Origin of the sequence: Xanthomonas sp. PPL134, from assembly GCF_040595915.1 — a bacterium.
Classification (GTDB): Bacteria; Pseudomonadota; Gammaproteobacteria; order Xanthomonadales; family Xanthomonadaceae; genus Xanthomonas_A; species Xanthomonas_A indica.
Map to the genome: position 1 here is coordinate 75,543 of NZ_JAMDLL010000001.1, position 19,521 is coordinate 95,063.

Annotated in this window: 19 protein-coding genes; 7 read left to right on the top strand and 12 right to left on the bottom strand. The window is 69.2% G+C overall.

Annotation, left to right across the window (positions count from 1 at the left end; genetic code table 11):
• Positions 1-240: 240 nt before the first annotated feature.
• Complete coding sequence (locus tag M3U25_RS00340; RefSeq protein ID WP_355496191.1) at positions 241-2,055, bottom strand: DUF885 domain-containing protein; 1,815 nt, start codon at positions 2,053-2,055, stop codon at positions 241-243.
• Between the two features lie 309 nt (positions 2,056-2,364).
• On the opposite strand from M3U25_RS00340, the gene M3U25_RS00345 reads away from it, so the two are divergent.
• The gene (locus M3U25_RS00345) at positions 2,365-3,192 is read left to right on the top strand and encodes a DUF4349 domain-containing protein (protein WP_355496188.1); all 828 of its coding nucleotides are present in this window, start codon (positions 2,365-2,367) and stop codon (positions 3,190-3,192) included.
• 370 nt (positions 3,193-3,562) lie between these two features.
• On the opposite strand, the gene M3U25_RS00350 is transcribed toward M3U25_RS00345, so the two are convergent.
• The 5 genes from M3U25_RS00350 to M3U25_RS00370 all read right to left on the bottom strand — a co-directional run bounded on the left by M3U25_RS00350 (position 3,563) and on the right by M3U25_RS00370 (position 7,876).
• The gene (locus M3U25_RS00350) at positions 3,563-3,856 is read right to left on the bottom strand and encodes a hypothetical protein (protein ID WP_242159378.1); all 294 of its coding nucleotides are present in this window, start codon (positions 3,854-3,856) and stop codon (positions 3,563-3,565) included.
• Positions 3,857-3,922: 66 nt separating this feature from the next.
• Positions 3,923-5,356 (bottom strand): DUF2867 domain-containing protein, encoded by a 1,434-nt coding sequence (locus M3U25_RS00355; protein ID WP_355496184.1) that lies wholly within the window; start codon positions 5,354-5,356, stop codon positions 3,923-3,925.
• Positions 5,357-5,386: 30 nt separating this feature from the next.
• A complete protein-coding gene (locus tag M3U25_RS00360; protein WP_242159376.1) occupies positions 5,387-5,701 on the bottom strand; it encodes a metalloregulator ArsR/SmtB family transcription factor in 315 nt (104 codons plus the stop codon).
• 157 nt (positions 5,702-5,858) lie between these two features.
• The gene (locus M3U25_RS00365; protein ID WP_355496181.1) at positions 5,859-6,638 is read right to left on the bottom strand and encodes a LytTR family transcriptional regulator DNA-binding domain-containing protein; all 780 of its coding nucleotides are present in this window, start codon (positions 6,636-6,638) and stop codon (positions 5,859-5,861) included.
• On the bottom strand, positions 6,635-7,876 hold the full coding sequence (locus tag M3U25_RS00370) for a histidine kinase (protein ID WP_355496179.1): 1,242 nt from the start codon (positions 7,874-7,876) through the stop codon (positions 6,635-6,637). The genes M3U25_RS00365 and M3U25_RS00370 overlap by 4 nt, the downstream gene beginning before the upstream one ends.
• Before the next feature lie 75 nt (positions 7,877-7,951).
• On the opposite strand from M3U25_RS00370, the gene M3U25_RS00375 reads away from it, so the two are divergent.
• A complete protein-coding gene (locus tag M3U25_RS00375; protein WP_355496176.1) occupies positions 7,952-8,338 on the top strand; it encodes a hypothetical protein in 387 nt (128 codons plus the stop codon).
• A 298-nt stretch (positions 8,339-8,636) separates the two neighbouring features.
• On the opposite strand, the gene M3U25_RS00380 is transcribed toward M3U25_RS00375, so the two are convergent.
• Positions 8,637-9,578 carry a LysR substrate-binding domain-containing protein gene (locus M3U25_RS00380; protein WP_355496173.1) on the bottom strand — a complete coding sequence of 314 codons (942 nt, stop codon included), beginning with the start codon at positions 9,576-9,578 and terminating at the stop codon, positions 8,637-8,639.
• Between the two features lie 215 nt (positions 9,579-9,793).
• Here M3U25_RS00380 and M3U25_RS00385 point away from each other — a divergent pair, with 215 nt between their 5' ends.
• Positions 9,794-10,720, top strand: coding sequence for a DMT family transporter (locus tag M3U25_RS00385; protein WP_242159371.1), 927 nt, complete (start codon positions 9,794-9,796; stop codon positions 10,718-10,720).
• Positions 10,721-10,928: 208 nt separating this feature from the next.
• Complete coding sequence (locus M3U25_RS00390; protein ID WP_355496168.1) at positions 10,929-11,441, top strand: DinB family protein; 513 nt, start codon at positions 10,929-10,931, stop codon at positions 11,439-11,441.
• A 30-nt stretch (positions 11,442-11,471) separates the two neighbouring features.
• Here M3U25_RS00390 and M3U25_RS00395 read toward each other — a convergent pair whose 3' ends face one another.
• Positions 11,472-12,392 (bottom strand): peptidylprolyl isomerase, encoded by a 921-nt coding sequence (locus tag M3U25_RS00395; protein ID WP_355496165.1) that lies wholly within the window; start codon positions 12,390-12,392, stop codon positions 11,472-11,474.
• 98 nt (positions 12,393-12,490) lie between these two features.
• Positions 12,491-14,293 (bottom strand): XVIPCD domain-containing protein, encoded by a 1,803-nt coding sequence (locus tag M3U25_RS00400; protein ID WP_355496162.1) that lies wholly within the window; start codon positions 14,291-14,293, stop codon positions 12,491-12,493.
• A gap of 171 nt (positions 14,294-14,464) precedes the next feature.
• Here M3U25_RS00400 and M3U25_RS00405 point away from each other — a divergent pair, with 171 nt between their 5' ends.
• Positions 14,465-14,830 (top strand): PadR family transcriptional regulator, encoded by a 366-nt coding sequence (locus M3U25_RS00405; protein WP_242159367.1) that lies wholly within the window; start codon positions 14,465-14,467, stop codon positions 14,828-14,830.
• Entirely contained in the window at positions 14,827-15,747 is a 921-nt protein-coding gene (locus M3U25_RS00410; protein ID WP_355496159.1) for a sensor domain-containing protein, read from the top strand. Before M3U25_RS00405 ends, M3U25_RS00410 begins: the two co-directional genes overlap by 4 nt.
• A 47-nt stretch (positions 15,748-15,794) precedes the next feature.
• Here the strand turns inward: M3U25_RS00410 and phaZ are convergent, their stop codons facing one another.
• Entirely contained in the window at positions 15,795-17,105 is a 1,311-nt protein-coding gene (gene phaZ / locus M3U25_RS00415) for a polyhydroxyalkanoate depolymerase (RefSeq protein WP_355496155.1), read from the bottom strand.
• A gap of 63 nt (positions 17,106-17,168) precedes the next feature.
• Positions 17,169-17,774, bottom strand: coding sequence for a class I SAM-dependent methyltransferase (locus tag M3U25_RS00420; protein ID WP_010344055.1), 606 nt, complete (start codon positions 17,772-17,774; stop codon positions 17,169-17,171).
• An 81-nt stretch (positions 17,775-17,855) separates the two neighbouring features.
• Here M3U25_RS00420 and M3U25_RS00425 point away from each other — a divergent pair, with 81 nt between their 5' ends.
• Positions 17,856-18,311 (top strand): CopD family protein, encoded by a 456-nt coding sequence (locus M3U25_RS00425; RefSeq protein WP_355496152.1) that lies wholly within the window; start codon positions 17,856-17,858, stop codon positions 18,309-18,311.
• A 164-nt stretch (positions 18,312-18,475) separates the two neighbouring features.
• Here M3U25_RS00425 and M3U25_RS00430 read toward each other — a convergent pair whose 3' ends face one another.
• Entirely contained in the window at positions 18,476-19,435 is a 960-nt protein-coding gene (locus M3U25_RS00430; protein ID WP_342072258.1) for an acetyl-CoA carboxylase carboxyltransferase subunit alpha, read from the bottom strand.
• Positions 19,436-19,521: the final 86 nt, after the last annotated feature.

Below are 19,521 nucleotides of genomic sequence, written 5' to 3' on the forward strand. Positions count from 1 at the left end.
GTCGGGCAACGCCTTTGCGCTGCTGCGTCCGCCTCGGGTTGACGCGGTCTCGGTGTACCGCAGCGCGATGGCCGCTGCGCGCATGCACGACAACCGCAGCCACACACTCCCGGCTTCGCCGTTTTTCGCCTGCTTTCGCCTGCTTCGGCAACCCCCTCATTCGAGGGGGGCTCTTCTCCAACTGCCTCAGCGACCGGGACGGGACGTTGCCAATCCCCAATCCCGACTCCCCAGTCCCGATTACTTGATCGGCTCGTCCAGCATCAGCTCGCGCACGAACCGCACCGGCGGCGCGCCGTAGGACAGCACCTGGTCGTGGTAGGCCTTGAGGTTGAACTTGGCGCCGAGCTTGTCCTGCATCGCCTTGCGCAGGTCCAGGTGCTCCTGCACGCCGACGAAGTAGGTCGGCAACTGCGCCGAGGTCAGCTGTGCGCGCACCCACTTGCCCTCGGCCTCGCTCTGCTGCTGGAAGGTGTCGTGGACCATCAGGTGCAGCGCCTGTTCCTTGCTCCAGCCGTCCACGTGCACGCCCTGGTCGAGCAGCGCATTGGCGATGCTGCGCAGGTAGAACTTCAGCTGCACCAGGTGGAACAGCGGATCGTTGTCCAGGTAGCCCTGCTCCTGCATCATCCGCTCGGTGTACACCGCCCAGCCCTCGGCGAACACGCCCGAACGCAGCACGCCGCGCAGCGTGGACGGGAACTTGGCCGAGTGCCAGCCTTCCACGTAATGCCCGGGCACGCCCTCGTGGATGCTCAGCAGGTGGATCATGCGGCTGTTGTATTCGCGCAGGAACGAGTCGGCTTGCTGCGCGGTCCAGTCGTCGGGAATCGGCGACACTGCGTAGAAGGTCTTCAGGTTCTTGTCCAGCGGACCGGGCGAATCGCAGTACGCCACCGCCACGCCGCGCTGGAATTCGGGCATCAGGATGATGTCCACCGGCGCGTCGGGCAGGGTCACCAGGTCCTTCTTGCGCACGAAGTCGGTGGCGTCGGCCAGCGAAGCCTTGGCGGCCTCGACCACCTTGTCGCGTGCGGGATGCTGCGCGTAGGCCAGCTCCAGCGCCGCCTCGATCGCCTTCTGCTGCTGTTCGTCACTGGGCGCATCGACCAGGGCCGGCGCGCCGGGCTTGTCCTTGAGCACGGTGCGGGCGATGCCGTACATGTCCTGGCGCACGCGCTTGAGTTCGGCGTCGGCGCGCTGCTTGATGTCGGCGCGCGACAGCGAGGAGTTGAGCGCGAACTTCAGCTTCTGATCGTATTTCTCCGAGCCCAGGCGGAAGTCGCCCTTGGCGTTGGGCACCAGGGTCTGGTCCAGCCAGGTCTGCTGCTCGGCCACGGCCTTCTTCAGGCCCTCGATCGCGGCCTGCAGACGCTGCGCGTCGGCCTGCGGCAGTTCCTGGATGTGCGGGACGATGAAGCTGTCGACGATGCTGAGGATGCCGCGGTTCTGCTTGGCCACGGTCTTGGCGCTGATCTCCGACACGCGCGCCGGGTCCAGGTTGGCGCGCGCCTGCGCGAACAGCGCCGGGATCTTCTCCATGCGCGCGGTGGCCGACTTCAGCCGCTCCGGCAGCGGCGCGAACTCGCGCGCCATCAGCCCGTAGATCGCGCCGCCGGCCAGGCCGTTGTAGACCTGCGGATCGGTCGCCCAGCCTTGCGCCACCTCGCTGTTCCAGATGTCGGACTGCAGTTGGTTGCGCAGGATCGCCGCGTCCACCTGGTTCTCGCGCGAGAGCTTGGCGACGTCGAGCTTGTCCAGTTCGGCCAGCAACTGCTTGCTCGCGTCCAGGCTCTTCTGCCGGCCCGCGGCGCTGAGGTCGTCCAGTTCGCTGTCGTAGCGGTGGTCGCCGGTCTGGGTGGCGCCGACCGGGGACAGCTGCATCCAGGTGTCGACGGCGCGCTTGGACAGTGCGGCGAAGCTGGCGTCGGCGGCCGCGTCGGCCGTGGCTGCGGCCTGGCCGGCGGCGGCGTTGCCGGCGGCGGGCGCGTCGGCGGGTTTCTGGCAGCCGGCGAGGGCGGCGAGCAGGGCGGCGGCGAGCAGGTGCTTGCGCATCGGGGTTCCTGGAATGGGTCGATCCGCCAGGGTAGCGCCGGTGCGGCTGCCGGCGCCCCTGCCATTGGATTACCCTGGACGCTTTCGCCGTTCAGGAGCACAGGAATGCAGGACAAGGGACGTTGCCATGACGGTCGTGTCGTGTGCGATCGCTCGTTCGATCCGGAGACCGCCGCGGCGGTTGGCGCGGTCGATGCCGCGCTGCCAGCCGCCACAGCAGCAGGGCGCGCCGCGCCCGCAGGCGCTCGCCCCGGTCTGCCGCCTGCGCGTCGTGACTGGCGTCGCTGGGGCGCCTCCCTGGCACTGATGATGTCGATCGCTGCCTGCAGCCGCGATGGCGAGAGCGCGCGATTGCCGGCCGCCGACCTCTACGCCGCCGATGCCGCCGGGAGTGCTGCCACGGCCGCCGAGGCCGCGGCGCAGGCGGCAGACGCGTCGTTTGCCGCAGCCGCGCCTGGCGAAGAGCATCGTGCCATGGCGACGCTGGCCTACGAGCACGAGGTCAGCGTGGCGCTGCCGGCAGCGCAGATTCCCGCCCGACTCAAGCAGTTGCAGGAAGGCTGCCTGAAATCCAGTTTCGGCGCCTGCACGGTATTGCAGGTCGAACAGCGCGGTGGCGAGCGGCCGCACGGCGAACTGAGCGTGCGGATCGCGCCGGCCGGGGTCGAGCCGTTGATCGCGCAGGCGGGCAAGGATGGCCAGATCGAGAGCCGCACCACCCATGCCGAGGACCTGGCGCAGGCGGTGCAGGACAACGACGCGCAGCGCCAGCGCCTACAGGCCGAGCAGCGGCGCCTGCAGGAGTTCCAGCAACGCCGCGATCTCAGCGTGGCCGACATGATCGCGCTGTCGGACAAGCTGGCCGCCGTGGAAACGCAGTTGCTCGCCACCAGCCAGGAGGCCGCGCAGCAGCGTCGGCGCCTGGATACGCAGCGGGTGACGTTGACGTTCTCGGCGCCGACCGCCGAGCGTAGCCGCAGCGACATCGGCGATGCGCTGCGCGACAGCGGCGAAATCTTCGCCGGATCGATCGCCTGGGCGATTCGCGCGGTAGTGGGGTTGGCACCGTTCGTGCTGCTCGGCTATGCGCTGTGGCGGCTGATCGCCTGGCGCCGACGTCGGCGTCGTTCCGCTTAGCGGAGGAGGCTGTTCCCGTCCGACGGGATCGGGCGGGATCGGTTGGAGGTAATGCGCGAGCAGCAGTGCTGCCATGCGTTGCCGACGAACGGTGGCACGTCATCCAGCGGCAGCGGACGATGATGGGTTGCCGGTCGCGGCTGAAGCCGCTCCTACCGTTCTTCTCGTCTGACACCCACGCTTGAGCGGCAGCAAAACGACTCCTGCTGGGGCTCGCGATACATTGACTGGGTGCACTGTGCAGGGACCTCAGTCCCGACGCCTTGAAGTCGGGTACCCGGGGCACGGCTGGCGCCGCTGGAAAGCAAGGATGCTGCCCATGCGCATGCCAGGGCGCTGCGCCAGACGGCGCAACGTCCCGGTACAGGCCTCAGCCTTCGTCCTGTTCGAACTCCACGACCACGTCCAGCTCGAACGCCAGCGCTTCCACCGCCTCGCGCACCTTCTGCGCGGTGGCGGCATTGCCGGCCTCCACTTCCACTTCGTGGGTGCCGGGTCCCTGGTCGTCGGGCAGGCCGGCGGAGCTGGAATCGTCGTCGTCCATGTGCGGCATCAGGTCGTCGATCTCCTCGACGTGTTCGATGCCGTCCAGGCTCGACAGCAGGTTGATGATGGCGCGGGCGTCGTCCTCGCTGCCGGTGATGCGGATGCGGACCTGGGGCATGTGCCTTCCTCTTAGGGGGAAGGCGCAGGCTAGGCAGGCATCGGCTAAGGCGGGGTGATGACGTGCTCAGCGCAGCGGCACGACCGCGTCCAGCCCGGCGTGCTCGGCCACCGGCAGCAGCAGTGCCTCGGCGGCCGTGCGCAGCAGCGTCGGGGCGATGTAGCGGCGGTGCGCGGCAGCGATCAGTGCCATGTACAGGTGCCCGAAGCGGTTGCGGCACGTCACCCGCGTCTCCAGGCTCAGCTCGGCACTGCCATCGTCGCGCAGCGCCACGCCGACGCAACTGCGGAACACCAGGTGGCGATCGTCGGCGCCGAGCAGCACCTGCACGCGCTGCGCCTGCGCGGTGGAGGCCTGCGCCAGCACCGGAAAGCGGCCGGCGAACACCTGATCGCGCTGCGGCGACAGCAGCGAGGACACCGGGCAGCCCAGCGGCGAGGTGCGCAGCCGCAACGGCGCGACCAGCAGGTTGCGCAGGCGCATCAGCCAGGTCACGCCGCGCGGCGGGTGCTGCAGGAAGCCATCCAGCAACGCTGCCATCAGCGCGTGCGCGCCCAGCGGCCGCAGCGCCTGCGCCGGCACCGTCAGCCGCACGCTGTCCTGGTGGTGATGCACGGGCAGTTGCGGTTCGAGCAGCGAGCCGGGCAGCAACTGTGGCGTCACCCGCGCCCGCGGCAGGCGCGGCGCCAGTGCCGCGAAGCCGGCCGGATGCCGCCAGGCACCCAGCCGCTGCCGCACACGTCCGCTGAGCGCACGCAGGCCCGCGCACCAGGCCAGGCGCCGGCTGCCCGGCGAGGCGGCCAGCGACAGCTGCACCGTCGGCACGGAGAGCGCCTGCGCCTGCGGCGAGGCCAGCAGCGCGGTGACTGCGGGCGGCAGCAGTTCGGTGAGGGTGGCGATGTCGGCGGTGCCGGCCAGCACCTGCGCGCGCACGTCCTCGGCCAGCGTGCCGCCGGCTTCGTCGCTGTGGCAGGACAGGGCGAAGAACGCCGGGTGCCCGGACTGCGCGCGCAGCGGCGCGAACTGGTGCCAGGTGCCGCCGCCGAAGCGCACGCTGAACAGGCAATCGGCGGGCAGTTCGACGTGCCGCAGCGCGTCGAGGAAATGCTGCGGATCCTGCGCCAGTTGCGCCGGCGAGGCGGTGCTGAAACGCAGCAGCGCGCCGCCGCTGCCGGTGATCGCGGTGAACATGCGATGCCCGGCATGGCAATGGAAGGGGTGACCGCCGCTGCCGACCGCGAACGAATACAGCGCGGTGGACTCGCCATTGCCGAAATCGGTGCCGGCCAGGCGCGCCGACGGTTCGTCCAACGCGTCGCGGAACTGCGGATGTGCGCGCTGGCGCAGGCAGGCCTGGGCGATCAGCGGATCGCCGGCACCCACGCCGAGCTGGGCGATCAGGATGACCTCCACCGGCAGGCCGCCGCTGTAGGAGGGCAGGCGCACCGAGGGGAACCCGGTTTGCGCGGCGGCGTGTTCGCTGAGCGGTGCGGCGGTCATCGGCGGACTCCTGTTGCCGGGGCGGACGGGTCAGGCGGTGCGCTTGGCCTGCCTGCGCGATTCGCGTTTGAGCGGGCCGGCGCTGGGGCAGATCTCGAAGGCGAAACCGCTGAGGGTGTTGACCAGGTTGTCGGGCGTGAGCCGGTACACCACGAACTGGCCGCGGCGCTCGCTCGCCACCAGCCCGGCCGCTTCCAGCACGGACAGGTGCCGCGAGATCGCCGGCGCGCTCATCGCGAAGCGCTGCGCGATCGCGCCGGCGGTGAGTTCCTGCGCCGACAGGTAGGCCAGGATCTCGCGGCGCGGGCGCGAGGCGAGGGCTTCGAAGATGCGATCGATGGACATCGGGGCTTAGCTAATTAACGAATTAGTTAATTAATACGTGTCGCCTGGTCCATGTCAAGTGTCGAATCGACGCGGTGACGCGGTTTCCCCCATGACGTTCTCCGTCCATGAGGAGAATCGCTGTCGCGAAAGACGTGACCGGCGAGGTGCGCGCGTTTCAACTTTCCTTGCGTGTGGTCACCAGGCGCAGGAAGGCTTCATGCTGGTAGCGGCTCATGCGCAGTTGCTGCCCCGTCTCCATCGTGACCACATGGTGGCCGTTGAACCAAGGATGGATCGCCCTGACCCGACGCAGGTTGACGATCGCTGATCGATGCACGCGGGCGAAGTGGCGCGGGTCCAGCCGCGCGGCCAGCGTGGCCATGGTCTCGCGCAGTTCATGGGTGCGGTCGGCCAAGTGGATCAGCACCGTGTTGCGACTGGCTTTGATCCAGACGATGTCCTCGACCGCGACCAGCACCACTGCTTCGTCGACGCGCACCGGAATCCGTTGCAGATAGTCGTCGCGCTGGCGCAGCGCATCCAGGGTCTGCAGAATGCGCGCCTCGGCGAAGGATCCCATGCCGTTGCCGGCGGACAGGCGCCGCTTTGCGCGCTGCATTGTCTCGGCGAAACGTTCGCGGCTGAAGGGCTTGACCAGGTAGTCCACTGCATTGGCCTCGAATGCACGCACCGCGTACTGCTCGTAGGCGGTGACGAAGATCGTTGCCGGCATGTTGGCCGCACCGATCGTGGCCACGACGTCCATGCCGGTCAGTGCCGGCATCTGGATGTCCAGGAACACCAGGTCGGGCGAATGGCTGCGGATCGCGATCACCGCAGAGGCGCCATCGCCGCATTCGCCCAGCAGTTCGATGTCCGGATCGGCGCGCAACAGCCGCACGATGGCGTGGCGCGCGATCGGCTCGTCGTCTATGACCAGCGCCGTGATACTCATACGGCGACGTGCTCCGGGGCTTCCTCGGCGTCCAGTTCGCGGAAGGGCAGCCGGATGCGGCAGGAAACGCCTAGCGGATAGAGCATGTCGAGCCGGATGTCGGCCTTGTCGCCGTAGAGTTCCTTCAGCCGCAGGCGAGTATTGGAGAAACCGATGCCGTGTCCGCTCGCACTGCCGTTTTCCTCCAGCGTACTGTTGCCGTTGCGCACTTCGATGGACAGCGTTTCGCCTTCGCGCCGGCTCTCGATCTCGATGCGGTCGCTGCCGACATGCTGGCCGATGCCGTGGCGGATCGCGTTCTCCACCAGCGGTTGCAGCAGCAGGCTGGGCACTGCGCAGTGCAGGGTGCCGGGCGCGACATAGATCTTCGCGCTCAGGCGGTCGCCATAGCGCTTGCGCTGGATGCCGAGATACAGGTCGAGCAGGGCCAGTTCGCGTTCCAGGGTGATTTCCTGGCCGTCGTAGTCTTCCAGAAACGCGCGCAGCAGCTCGCTCAACCGCAGCAGCATGTCCTCGGCGGCGAGTGTGTCTTCGTCCAGCAGGGTGACGATTGCATGCAGCGTGTTGAACAGGAAATGCGGTTGCAGCTGGCTCTTCAGCGCTTGCAGACGCGACTGCGCGAGCTCGGCGGCCAGGCGGCTGGCTTCCACTTCGCGCCGTGCCTTCTCGGCGTGGAAGTGCAACGCTTGCTGGATCGCGAACAAGGTCCAGTAGGTCAGCAGCCCGATCGCGAAGTGCTGCTCCAGGAAATACCCCAGTTGTTCGGCGAAACCGCTGGGTTCGAACAGGGTGGAGACCAGTGCGCCGATGAACATCGCGGCAAACGTCACGCACAGGCTGGCGACTGCCTGCGCGCCAAGTCCATGGAAGCGCTGGGCGCCGCGGACAGGGAAGCGTTCGGCGAGCCGGAAGACGGTGGGCGCCAGGAGGGCCCAGCTGTACCACTGGATCAGCGACCACCGGATGAGCACGTCCAGAGGCCACCTGCCGGCAGACGCACCGTTGTTGATGATGTTCTGGAGCATGAACACCATGGCCACCAGCGTCCACAGCGCGATATAGCGCCCCAGGCGGATTTCGGTAGTGCCGAGTCGGACGTTCATCCAGAGGTGGTCGAGGGGGGACGGGCGCATCCTAGGCGCAGCGACACGCCGTGGAAAGCGCCGGTGCGTGCGCACTACGATTGGGAGCGCGAGAGCGACGATTCGTCCCGAATCGATTTGCAGCCGCGCGATCACGCGGCCTGATGGGAGGCCGGCACAGGGGAATCTACCCCGTGTGGCTGGCGAATCCTTCCCATCGCAGATCCCGTCATGCCCTTGATCCGTCTCTCTGCCTTCACCGTCTCCCTGTCCGTCGCGACCGCACCGGCGGCCGCCGCCGAACCGGTCCGCTATCTGGAACTCAGCAACCGTGCCTATGACGCGCTGACGTCGCTGGCGGTCGCTGCGCCGGGCAGTGGAGCGTTCCGTGAGGTCGCACTCCACGCGCCGTTGCTGGGCGGTGGCGACGCAGCGACCTTCCCGCTCGCAGGCGCTGCCTGCCGCTACGATCTTCGCTTCACCTTTCGCAACGGACGTTCGATGCTGTATCCGGATGTGGACGTCTGTGCGCACCGGGTGCGCATCCGGCCGCTGCCGCATTCGCAGTCCGGCGGGCATGCGCTGCAGGTCGCTGAGACGGCTGGAACCTCACCTTGAGCTGCGCTTCCGATCGGAGAGGGGCGACGGCGCTTCCTTCTCCCATCGGGACCATGGCCTCCTTTTCGGGGGAAGGCGCCCCGCAGGGGCGGATGAGGGAACGGGCGCAGCCTCGTACATCCAGGCTCCGCGAGTCGCCTTTGCGCCGGACCCTCACCCAACGCCTCTCCCGATCGGAGAGGGGCTTCCGCCCTCTTTGGGAGCGACTTCAGTCCCGACGCGACCCGCCGTGAGACTCAAGGTCTCTGTCGCGCCACCACCTCACTGCGCACTCGCTGCGCACGCACGGCGAAACGAACTAACCCGCCGTCGGCGGCAAGCCGAGCAATTCCGCCGGCAATGCCGGCAGCGGCGTGCGTTCGTCCAGCGCCTCACGCTTGAGCCAGTCGACGAAGTGGCTGGCGGCCGGGCTGAGCAGGCGGTGGGTCGGATGCACGATGTAGTAGGAGTAGCGCGCGGTCAGCGCCGGGCCGGGCAGGCGCACCAGCTCGTAGCGCTGCAGATACGGCTGGGCGATGTGCTTGCGCGCCAGCACCGCGCCCACGCCGTACACCGCCGCGCGCATCGCATCGGTGCTGTCGTTGAAGGTGTGCATCGGCGGCAGGGCCACGCCGCGCACGCCGGCGGCGCGGAACCAGTCGCGCCAGCCCTGCGGCGACATGTCGGTGAGCAAGGGCAACTGCGCGATCTGCTCGGGCCGGCGCAGCGTCGCCAGTTGCGGCAAGGCCGGCGAGGCCACCGGGAACAGTGCGTCGTCCATCAGGTGGTGCGAGGTCAGCCCCGGCCAGTCGCCCTGGCCGTAGCGGATGCCGAGCTCGGGGCCGCCCTCTTCGAAGCGCGAGAAGGCGGAGTCGGTCTGGATCTCCAGGCGCACGTGCGGGTAGGCCTGGCAGAAGCGCGGCAGGCGCGGCAGCAGCCAGCAGTATGAGAGCGAGCGCAGCGTGGTCAGGCGCAGCGGCGCGGTGTCGGCCTGCGGATGCAGGTTGCCGGCCACCGCGGCGATATCGGCCAGCGCCGCGCTGGCGGCATCGGCCAGTTGCCGGCCTTCGGCGGTCAGCTTGACCCCGCGCGCGTGGCGCTGGAACAGCGTGGCGCCGAGCAGCGCTTCCAGGCGCCGCACATGGTGGCTGACCGCACTGGCGGTGAGATGCAGTTCCTCCGCGGCATGGGCGAAGTTCTGGTGGCGTGCCGCGGCGGCGAACACGCCAAGCGCGGGCAGCAGGGACGGACGCAGTTGCACGGTCAGACACGCGGCAGATTTGTGGCTCGCGACGATACTACGCGCTTGTCCGCCGTGTGGCGCAGGACGATGCTGGCAGCCGAACACGACATGCGCGGCGGGCAGCAGCGATCTGGGGCGGTGCGGGGGCGCCACCCGGCATCCGCAGCCGGCGGCGGATGCGTGGCGTCGCAGGATCGCTGCGGCGCGTTCCCGGTCGACCGCGAGCCTCCTCCATGCCTACTTCCGACACCTCCCTGCAACCTGGCATCGTCTCCGCCCCTCCCGCGCCCGTAGCCGACGGCGCTGCGTCGCGCGACTGGCGCACGCCGCTGGAATTGGGCTTCCTCGGCGTCGTCTGGGGCTGCTCGTTCCTGTTCATGCGCGTGGCGGCGCCGCAATTCGGCGCCTACGCACTGGTGGAACTGCGCCTGGCGCTGGGCGCAGCGGTGCTGCTGCCGTTCCTGTGGCTGGCGCGGGCGCGTTTCCCGCTGCGGCGCTGGCCGACCCTGGCGGCGATCGGCGTGCTCAATTCCGCGCTGCCGTTCCTGCTGTTCGCGTGGGGCGCGCAGCATGCGCCGGCGGCGATCGGCGCGATCTGCAACGCGATGACGGTGCTGTTCACTGCGTTGATCGCCTTCCTGTTCTTCGGCGAGCGCATCGGCACCCGCCGCGCGCTGGCCTTGCTGGTCGGCTTCATCGGCGTGCTGGTCTTGGCCACCGGCAAGTCGGCCGGGCTCAGCGTCGGTCCGTCCGCCTTCGCCGGCGCCACCGCCTCGCTGCTGTACGGCATCGGCTACAACCTGGTGAAGCGGCACATGGGCGACCTGCCGCCGGCCGCGTCGGCGGCGGCCACGCTCGGCTGCAGCGCGCTGCTGCTGGCGCCGCTGGCCTGGACGCATTGGCCGACCGCGCCGGTATCGGCGCTGGCCTGGGCCTGTGCGGGCGGCCTGGGCGTGGTCTGCACCGGCCTGGCCTACCTGATGTACTACCGGCTGATCCAGCGCATCGGCCCGGCCCGCGCCTCGACCGTGACCTACCTGATCCCGGTGTTCGGCGCGCTGCTGGCCTGGTGGTTCCTGGGCGAGCCGTTGACCTGGACCATGCTGCTGGCCGGTGCGCTGATCCTGGGCAGCGTCGCCTTCAGCCAGCGCGCGCGGTAGGGCCTGGCATCCAGTCCCTGGTCACATCGCCGGTTGGCTTGGGCCTGCCAGGTGCCGCATGGCGGCGTCGGAACGCGAGCGCAGGTCCGCGGACGCGATGGCCGATCCGCAGAGAGCAGGCGTGGGTGAGATGCAGGATACTGGCGCGGACGCGTGGTGCCGCCGCAAACGCCGCGTGGCACGACCACCTGGCCTGGAGGACGACGCAATGACCGATTCCCTGCTCGCATCGCAGTTCGCTTTCAAGGCGTGGGCCAACGCCGAGATGCTGCAGGCGCTGGCGCAGATCGATGCAGTCGCGTATCCGGCGCAGCGTCAGCGTGCGATCCGGCTGTTGAACCACACCTACGTGGTGGACCGGATCTTCGCCGCACACCTGGAGGGCGGCACCCATGCATTCACCGCGAGCAACACGCCGCAGACGCCGGAACTGGAGGCGCTGGGCGCGGCCGTGATCGAATCGGACCGGTGGTATGCCGACTATGTCGCCCGGCTCGACGCGCCCGCCTTGCAGCAGACGCTGGCGTTCCGTTTCACCGATGGCGACGCCGGCCGCATGAGCCGCCAGGAAATGCTGTTCCACGTGCTCGCGCATGGCGCCTTCCACCGCGGCAACATCGCCATGCTGCTGACCGAGTGCGCCGTGGAGCAGCCGCGCGAACTGTTCACCCGTTTCCTGCACGTGCAACAGCCGCAGCGGCGCAGCGTCGGCGGCGCCTGAGCGCGCGCCGTGCGGCGCGCGCATGACGCGTCACTTCGGCGGTGTACGCACCGGCAGCGGCACGTTGCACAGGTCGATGTGGCCGGCCGGACGCTTGTAGAACGCGTCGCGGCGATTGCGCCGCGCCTCGGCCACCTCGCGGAAGGTGCGGGTATCGGTACGCAGCAGTTGCAGCGGGGTGCGCTCTGCTTCCGGCACGTCGCTGGCCAGGCGGATTGCGCGGATCGGCGTGCGCTGCTCGGGTTTTTCGTAGAAGCCCATCGGGTCCGGCCCGCGCGGGATCACGCTGAGCAACTCCATGCCCTTGACCACGCGGCCGACCACGGTGATGTTGCGGTCCAGTTGCCGCGGCGACTGCCCGGTGACCACGTACAGTTCGGCGCCGATGCTGCTGTCTTCGTCGTTGTTGCGGCCGGCACCCACGGTGCCGTAGCAATGCGCCAGCCAGGCGGTGCCGGCCTTGGGATCGCGCGCCACCGGAAAGCCGTCGACGAAGCCCACCTGCGGCGCCCAGCCGTCGCGGTCGGGCAGGGGCTGGAACGCGAGGCCGGCGGCGGGTCGCTGGAACTCGGCGGGCAGGTGGGTCTTGGCGCTGCCCAGCGACTTGGCCTTGCCCGGCTCCTCGCCATCGGGGTCGCCGAACTGCACCACGAAATTGTCCTGCGAGCGGTAGATGCTCAGGCCGTCCCAGAAGTGCTCGTGGGCCAGGGTACGGATGTTGCCGACGTGCTGCGGCGCGAACGCCGGCGCCAGCTCGATGATCACCCGGCCGGTGTCCAGCTCCAGGTACAGCGTGTTGGCCGGATCCAGCGTGCGCCAGTCGCTGGGCTTGGAGGCGTCCAGGATCTGTTGCGGGCTGCGGTACGGCACGGCCGGCGGTGGTGCTCCCGCCCATGCGGCGGAGGCGGACAGCGACAACGCGAGGGCGAGCAGAGAAGTGCGCAGCGGCATGAGGGCGGCCCGGTCGGTGAGCGCTCGATTCTCACCGAAGCGGTGGCCGCTGCCAATGCGCCGGCGGCACGGCGCGATCGCCGTGCCACCGGCAGCGCCTACGACAGCGCGCGCCTCTGCGATTCCTGCATGTCCGGCATCGGAGCCTGATTCGGCGTCGGCGTCGGCGTCGGCGTCGGCGTCGGCGGCAGCGCGGCCAGTTGCCTGGCGCTTTCGGCGGCCGGGATGGTTGCCGCCTGCGCGGCGTCCACGTAGGCCACGCGCTTGTCGGCGGACATCGGGTCGCCCTGTACCGCAAACACGCGGCCGTTGTCGTTGCGCAGCACGTGATCGACCTGGGTCAGGCCATCGCGCCGTGCCGCCAGCAGCAAGCCGCTCGCGACGTTGGCGTCGTAGGGCGCGAGCTTGCGCGCGATCGCCTGTTGCATCGCCTCTTGCTGCGGATCGGCGGCGGCACGCGCATCGGACGCGGCGCCGGGGCTCGGGGCGGCGCGCGTGGGCGCTGACGGGGATGGTTGGCCGGCGCGGTCGACCTGCGCGTCGATGCGCACCAACTCGCCGCCCGGCGTGCCGCCCGCGCTGCTGGCCACGCGGAACAGGCGCTCGCTCAGGCCGTACTGGGAATTGCCCAGGTTGCGCGCCAGGCCGATCGCGAAGTCCTGCGGACTCTGCTTTGCATACTCCGCCGCCTCGTGCGCGGTCATCGGACTGGCCTGCGCGGCGCGTTGGTATTGCTGGCGCAGCGCGTCCATCTGCTGCTCGGAGAAGCGCAGGGTGGCGTTCTGGCCGGCCGCGATCGGCGTTTCGGCCGAGGCGCTGTCCTTGCCGGTGAGCGCGGCGTTGAGCAGTTGCGCCTGGTTGTGGTCGACCTTGTCGAAGGTGAACTGGTAGCTGCGTTCGTCCACGCGCTCCTTGCCCGCCGGGTCGAACTGGCGGGTCAGGGTCATCGGCACGTTGCCGGCGTACTGCACCTTGCCGACCACGCTGGAGCTGCCGTCGGCATAGGTGGTGCGCACGTTCTCGCCAGTGTTGCGCTGGCCGCCCAATTCGGCCTTGAACGGACCCAGGCCGAGCTGCGCGCGGGTCTCCGAACTCATGGTCAGGCTTTCGACCTTCTGCACGTCGCCGACGCCGGGCGCATTGGCGTTGAGCTTGCCGCTGGCCAGGAACGCGCCGTAGGCGGCCTGGGCCTGCGGATCGCGCAGGTCGAAGGTGGCGGTGTTCATGGTCGCCTGGCCCAGCGCATCCTGCCGGCCCAGCATGGCCTGGGCGATGTCGGTCTTCAGCCCCACCGCCTCCAGCCGCTCCACCGCCTGGGTCGGACCGACCGCGACGCGCACGCGATCGGCATCCAGGCGCTCCACCGCATAGCTCATGCCGGCCGCGTCGGTGCGCTCGCTGGACGTGGCGAAGCCGCGGAACGCCGCTTCCATCGAGGTCTTGGCGAACACCTGGCCATCGAGCTTGACGCGGCCGCCTTCCGGGATGGTCGTGGGGTCGAAGGGATTCACCCGCGCAGCGGCGTCGGCCGTGGCATCGCCGCGCAGCCGGACTTCGTAGCGGCCGCGCTCGCCGGTGGCCTGGGTCAGGCTGCCGTCGGCGGCCAGGCGTCCGGCTTTGAAGTCGCCCTGGATGCGATGGCCCTGGGTGAACTCCATCTCGACGTTGAACACCGTGTCGCCATTTTCCTGCTTGCGCCCGGCGCCGACCTTGCCGGTATGCACTGCCGCGTATTCCAGCGGGCCGTACTTGGCCTGTGCAGCCGTGCGGCTGTACTCGACCGAGGCCGAACCGGCCTCTGGATCGCGCTTGAACGCGCCGGTCGAGAACTGGTTGCCGGAACTGGCGAAGCTGGCCTCGGTGGCCTGCCCGGGCTCTGGGGTGGCGGGCGTCGAACTCATGCGTGACCTCCTGGATGGCATGCACGAAGGAAGGCCACGCAGTGTAGTCAGCGCGGTGTTGCCGAAACGTTTGTCGCCTGGAACGCCGGCTGGGGCGGCGCACATGACCAACGGCACAGGGGCTATGTCGAACTCTGCACTAGTATCCACTTCAACCTAGTGAGGGATGCCATGGTCGAGCCGGATGCGCAGCTGAAGAAATTCCAGAAGGAGCTGAGCGCCGGCACCGTGTCGCTGGCCTTGCTGGCGGTGCTGGCCGCCGCCGAGGCGCCGCTGTACGGCTATCTCATCGCCAAGCGCATGGAGCAGGTGGGCGAGGGCGTGCTCAGCGGCAAGCAGAGCGCGCTGTACCCGGTGCTGCGCAACCTGGAGGCGGCGGGGCTGCTGTCCAGCCATGTCGAACCGTCGGTGGCCGGGCCGCCACGGCGTTACTACCGCATCACCGCGGCGGGCCTGGCCACGCTGCGGCAGTGGGCCGCGGCGTGGCGCGCCACCCGCGATTCCGTCGATTCCGTGCTGAAGGGGATTCCAGAATGAGCAGCGCACACACCGCACCGCGGCTCTTGCCGACCACCATTCCCGACTACCTGGCGCAACTGCGCGCGGCGCTAACCGGCGCCGACCCGGCGCTGGTCCAGGACGCGCTGTACGACGCGGAGGAATACCTGCGTTCGGAGCTGGCCGAGCAGCCGGGCAAGAGCGAGGCCGAGGTCATTGCCGGTGTCGCCGGCAGCTACGGCGCGCCCGATGAAGTGGCCGAGATCTACCGCGATACCGAGGTGACGGTGAACCGCGCGCTGCGCCCGCCGGCGCCACCCAAACGCCGCTCGCTGGCCGGCCGCTTCTTTGGCGTGGCCGCCGACCCGCGCGCCTACGGCAGCCTGTTCTACATGTTGTTGTCGCTGGTCACCGGCATCTTCTACTTCACCTGGGTGGTGACCGGGGTCAGCGTGTCGGCGGGCATGCTGATCCTGATCGTCGGCGTGCCGCTGCTGGTGCTGTTCTTCGGTTCGGTGCGGCTGCTGTCGCTGGTGGAAGGCCGGGTGGTGGAAGTGCTGCTGGGCGAGCGCATGCCGCGGCGGCCGCTGTACAGCGAGCGCACACAACCCTGGCTGCGGCGCATCGGGCAGATGTTCACCGACGCGCGCACCTGGACCACGATGCTGTATTTCCTGCTGATGCTGCCGCTGGGCACCTTCTACTTCAGCGTGTTCATCACCCTGCTGAGTACGGGGCTGGCGCTGGCGTCGGCGCCGCTGGGGTTGTTCCTGCCGCAGCAGTTCAATGCGATGTTCGTCGACTGGAACGTCACCGAAAGCGCACCGTGGCTGCTGCCGGTGTGGAGTGCGCTGGGCATCGTGCTGCTGGTCGGCACGCTGCACCTGGCGCGTGCGGTCGGCAAGCTGCACGGCATGCTCGCCAAGCACCTGCTGGTGCACAGCGCGGGGCAGTGACGAGGGGCCGCGGCTGGTGCGAATGCCGGCCGCGGACGCTGCGCGGCTCAGCCCGCCTTGCGGGTGCCGCGACGCTTGAGCGGGGTGACGTTGCCGGCCGCCGGCGCGCGGCTGGCGCCGGCATTGGCGGCGATGAAGCTGCGCACCTGCGGATACACGATGTCGCGCCAGCGGCGGCCGCTGAAGATGCCGTAATGACCGGCGCCTTGCACTTCCAGGTGCTGGCGGCGCGCGGCGGGGATGCCGGTGCACAGGTCCTGCGCGGCGGCGGTCTGGCCCAGGCCGGAGATGTCGTCCAGTTCGCCCTCGATGCTGAGCAGCGCGGTGTCGCGGATCGCGGCCGGGTCGACGCGCTCGCCGTCGATCACCCATTCCCCGCGCGGCAGCAGGAACTCCTGGAACACCACGCGGATGGTGTCCAGGTAGTAGGTGGCCGGCATGTCCAGCACCGCGTTGTACTCGTCGTAGAAACGGCGGTGCGCCTCGGCGTCCTGCAGGTCGCCCTTGACCAGGTTGGCGTAGAAATCCCAGTGCGACATGAAGTGCCGGCTCGGGTTCATCGCCAGGAAGCCGATGTGCTGCAGGAAGCCCGGGTAGACCTCGCGGCCGTGGCCGGGGTAGGCCGGCGGCACGGTGTGGATGACGTTGTGCTCGAACCAGGACAGCGGATTGCGCGTGGCCAGGTTGTTGACCTCGGTAGGGCTGCGCCGCGCGTCGATCGGGCCGCCCATCATCACCAGCGAACGCGGCGTGGTCTCGCCGCGCCCGGCCATCAGCGACACCGCGGCCAGCACCGGCACGGTCGGCTGGCACACGCTCATCACGTGCAGCGACTCGGCGCCGATGTGGCGGATGAAGTCCTGCACGTAGCGCACGTAGTCGTCCAGGCCGAAGTCGCCGTCGGCCTGCGGCACCATGCGCGCGTCGATCCAGTCGGTGACGTAGACCTTGTGGTCGCGCAGCAGGGTGCGCACGGTGTCGCGCAGCAGCGTGGCGTGGTGGCCGGACAGCGGTGCCACCACCAGCACCGCCGGCTGCTTCTTGAGTCCGTCCACCACCTTGGCGTCGTCGCTGAAGCGCTTGAAGCGCAGCAGGCGGCAGAACGGCTTGCGCAGCACTTCCTGTTCGACGATCGGCAGCGCGTGGCCATCGACCTCGACATGGTCCAGCGCCCAGGCCGGCTTCTCGTAGTCCTTGCCCAGGCGGTGCATCAACTCGTTGCTCGCGGCCAGGCGCTCGGCGCCGGGCAGCGTCGACCACAGGCTGTTGGGGTCGGAGAAGATCTTGGCGTTGGCTTCGGCCTGGTGCACCCAGGGGGCGAGCAGGTTACGGGTCAGTTCGTGCCACTGGTAGAGCATGCCGGCGTTTCCATCCTGAGCGTATGCTGCCGTGCAGCATAACCCATCCCGGGCATTTGCACCTTAATGGGGCACCAGACCAATCGTCTCCAGCGCCGCCGCATCGCCCGCCAGCGCTGGCGCCAGCCAGCAATGACTGCCCACCGGGCGCAGGCCGAGCGCACCGAACTGGCGCCGGTACCAGCGTGCCGCGCGTGGCTGGAAGCCGGCGTGGTCGCCGTCGAAGTCGTCCTCGGCGGCGAAGGTCTCCAGGAACGCCACCCCGCCGCACAGCTCCACCAGGCCGGGCAGGCCCTGGCGCAGTTCGCGGCTGGGCACGTAGTGCAGCACGTCCGAACACACCAGCAGGTCCACCGGCGCGCATGGCCGCAACCAGGCGAAATCGCCGAAGCGCGCCGGGTGCAGGTTGCGGTGGCGGCCGTAGCGGGCGACGGCGTAGTCGCTACTGTCGAAGCCGAGGTAGCGCAGCTTGGGCCGCAGCTTCAGCAGCGGCGCGCGCCAGGCGCCTTCGCCGCAGCCGATGTCGAGCACGCTGCGGATCGGCCGTTCCAGGTAGTACTCGGCCTGGGCCACGGCGAGTGCGACCTTGCGCGCCAGGCGCGCAGCGTCGCCGATGCCGTCGCGGCGATACCAGCGTTGGAAGTAGTCGGCGTCGTACTGTTTGTCCATGCAGGCGTGTGGTCCGTGCGGGCGCCGGGCGAATCGGCGAAAATGGCCGCACATCCTACGCCAGCGACACGGAGCCAGCGCATGCAACTCTACCTGTGGATCAAGTCCCTGCATCTGCTGTTCGTGATCGCGTGGATGGCGGCGGTGTTCTACCTGCCGCGGATCCTGGTCAACATCGCCGAGAGCGCGGGCCAGCCGCAGGTGCAGGAGCGCCTGGCGCTGATGGGGCGGCGCCTGTACCGCTTCGGCCACAGCATGTTCGGCCTGGCGCTGCTGCTGGGGCTCACCCTGTGGCTGGGCTACAAGGTGCTGCCGGACTTTCCGACCATGGTCGCGCCTGGCCACAGCGGCTGGCTGCACGCCAAGCTCGGCCTGGTGGCGCTGATGCTGGCCTACTACATCTTCACCGGCCGCTGGCTCAAGCGCGTCGGCCAGCCGCAGGCCCTGCCGTCCTCGCGCGCGCTGCGCCTGTTCAACGAACTGCCGGTGCTGGGGCTGCTGGTGGTGATCTGGCTGGTGCTGGCGAAGCCGTTTTGAGTGGGGCTGGGAATGGGGAATGGAGAGACGGGAATGGGTAAAGCAGCGCGACGCTAGCTGTTAGAGCGCGAGCTGGATTCGTCTCGCATGCCACAGCGTCGAGGCGGCCAGCTTTTCCCATTCCCGATTCCCCATTCCCCCGCAGCGGCAACGCCGCTGCGAGATCACGCCGTCTCGTACGCGCCGTAGCTGCGCAGGCGCGCGTAGCGCTTCTGCAGCAGTTGCTCGATCGGCAGCTGTTCCAGTGCGTCCAGTTCGTTGAGCAGGACCGCCTTCAGGCGCTTGGCCATCTGCGTGGGGTTGCGGTGGGCGCCGCCGATCGGTTCGCGGATCACCTTGTCGACCAGGCCCAGCGCGGACAGGCGCTTGGCGGTCAGGCCGAGCTGCTCGGCGGCGTCCTTGGCCTTGGACGCGTCCTTCCACAGGATCGAGGCGCAGCCTTCCGGCGAGATCACCGAGTAGGTGCCGTATTCCAGCATCAGGGTGCGGTCGCCCACGCCGATCGCCAGTGCGCCGCCGGAGCCGCCTTCGCCGATCACGGTGCAGATCACCGGCACCTTCAGTTCGGCCATCTCCAGCAGGTTGCGCGCGATCGCCTCGCTCTGGCCGCGCTCCTCCGCGCCGATGCCGGGGTAGGCGCCGGGGGTGTCGATGAAGGTCAGCAGCGGCAGCTTGAAGCGCTCGGCCAGCTTCATCAGGCGCAGTGCCTTGCGATAGCCCTCCGGACGCGGCATGCCGAAATTGCGCGCGATCTTGCTCTTGGTGTCGCGGCCCTTCTGGTGGCCGATGATCACCACCGCGCGGCCGTCGATGCGGCCCAGGCCGCCGACGATGGCCTTGTCGTCGGCGAACGCGCGGTCGCCGGCCAGTTCCTGGAACTCGTCGCAGAACACGTTGATGTAGTCCAGCGTGTACGGGCGCTGCGGATGCCGCGCCAGCTGCGAGATCTGCCACGAGGACAGGTCGCGGAAGATCTGCGCGGTGCGCACCCGCAGCTTGTCCTCCAGCGCCCCGACCTCGGCGTCGACGTTGACCGCCGGGCCGGTGCTGGCGTTGCGCAGTTCCTGGATCTTGGCTTCCAGATCGGCGATGGGTTGCTCGAAGTCGAGGTAGTTCGGGTTCATTGGAAGCCGTGGTGAACTAAAGGGGGAAGTGTAGCCGAAGCGATGCGGATGGCCCGTACGGGGGGGGACGGGGGGACGAGGCCGGG

What these genes read in the sequence shown, in the direction of transcription:
- M3U25_RS00410 (WP_355496159.1), top strand. Translation starts at nt 14,827, where the DNA reads ATGAGCAGCGCACACACCGCACCGCGGCTCTTGCCGACCACCATTCCC.
- M3U25_RS00355 (WP_355496184.1), bottom strand. Translation starts at nt 5,356, where the DNA reads ATGACCGCCGCACCGCTCAGCGAACACGCCGCCGCGCAAACCGGGTTC.
- M3U25_RS00350 (WP_242159378.1), bottom strand. Translation starts at nt 3,856, where the DNA reads ATGCCCCAGGTCCGCATCCGCATCACCGGCAGCGAGGACGACGCCCGC.
- M3U25_RS00360 (WP_242159376.1), bottom strand. Translation starts at nt 5,701, where the DNA reads ATGTCCATCGATCGCATCTTCGAAGCCCTCGCCTCGCGCCCGCGCCGC.
- M3U25_RS00395 (WP_355496165.1), bottom strand. Translation starts at nt 12,392, where the DNA reads ATGCCGCTGCGCACTTCTCTGCTCGCCCTCGCGTTGTCGCTGTCCGCC.
- M3U25_RS00400 (WP_355496162.1), bottom strand. Translation starts at nt 14,293, where the DNA reads ATGAGTTCGACGCCCGCCACCCCAGAGCCCGGGCAGGCCACCGAGGCC.
- M3U25_RS00340 (WP_355496191.1), bottom strand. Translation starts at nt 2,055, where the DNA reads ATGCGCAAGCACCTGCTCGCCGCCGCCCTGCTCGCCGCCCTCGCCGGC.
- M3U25_RS00390 (WP_355496168.1), top strand. Translation starts at nt 10,929, where the DNA reads ATGACCGATTCCCTGCTCGCATCGCAGTTCGCTTTCAAGGCGTGGGCC.
- M3U25_RS00385 (WP_242159371.1), top strand. Translation starts at nt 9,794, where the DNA reads ATGCCTACTTCCGACACCTCCCTGCAACCTGGCATCGTCTCCGCCCCT.
- M3U25_RS00365 (WP_355496181.1), bottom strand. Translation starts at nt 6,638, where the DNA reads ATGAGTATCACGGCGCTGGTCATAGACGACGAGCCGATCGCGCGCCAC.
- M3U25_RS00420 (WP_010344055.1), bottom strand. Translation starts at nt 17,774, where the DNA reads ATGGACAAACAGTACGACGCCGACTACTTCCAACGCTGGTATCGCCGC.
- phaZ (WP_355496155.1), bottom strand. Translation starts at nt 17,105, where the DNA reads ATGCTCTACCAGTGGCACGAACTGACCCGTAACCTGCTCGCCCCCTGG.
- M3U25_RS00345 (WP_355496188.1), top strand. Translation starts at nt 2,365, where the DNA reads ATGTCGATCGCTGCCTGCAGCCGCGATGGCGAGAGCGCGCGATTGCCG.
- M3U25_RS00425 (WP_355496152.1), top strand. Translation starts at nt 17,856, where the DNA reads ATGCAACTCTACCTGTGGATCAAGTCCCTGCATCTGCTGTTCGTGATC.
- M3U25_RS00375 (WP_355496176.1), top strand. Translation starts at nt 7,952, where the DNA reads ATGCCCTTGATCCGTCTCTCTGCCTTCACCGTCTCCCTGTCCGTCGCG.
- M3U25_RS00405 (WP_242159367.1), top strand. Translation starts at nt 14,465, where the DNA reads ATGGTCGAGCCGGATGCGCAGCTGAAGAAATTCCAGAAGGAGCTGAGC.
- M3U25_RS00430 (WP_342072258.1), bottom strand. Translation starts at nt 19,435, where the DNA reads ATGAACCCGAACTACCTCGACTTCGAGCAACCCATCGCCGATCTGGAA.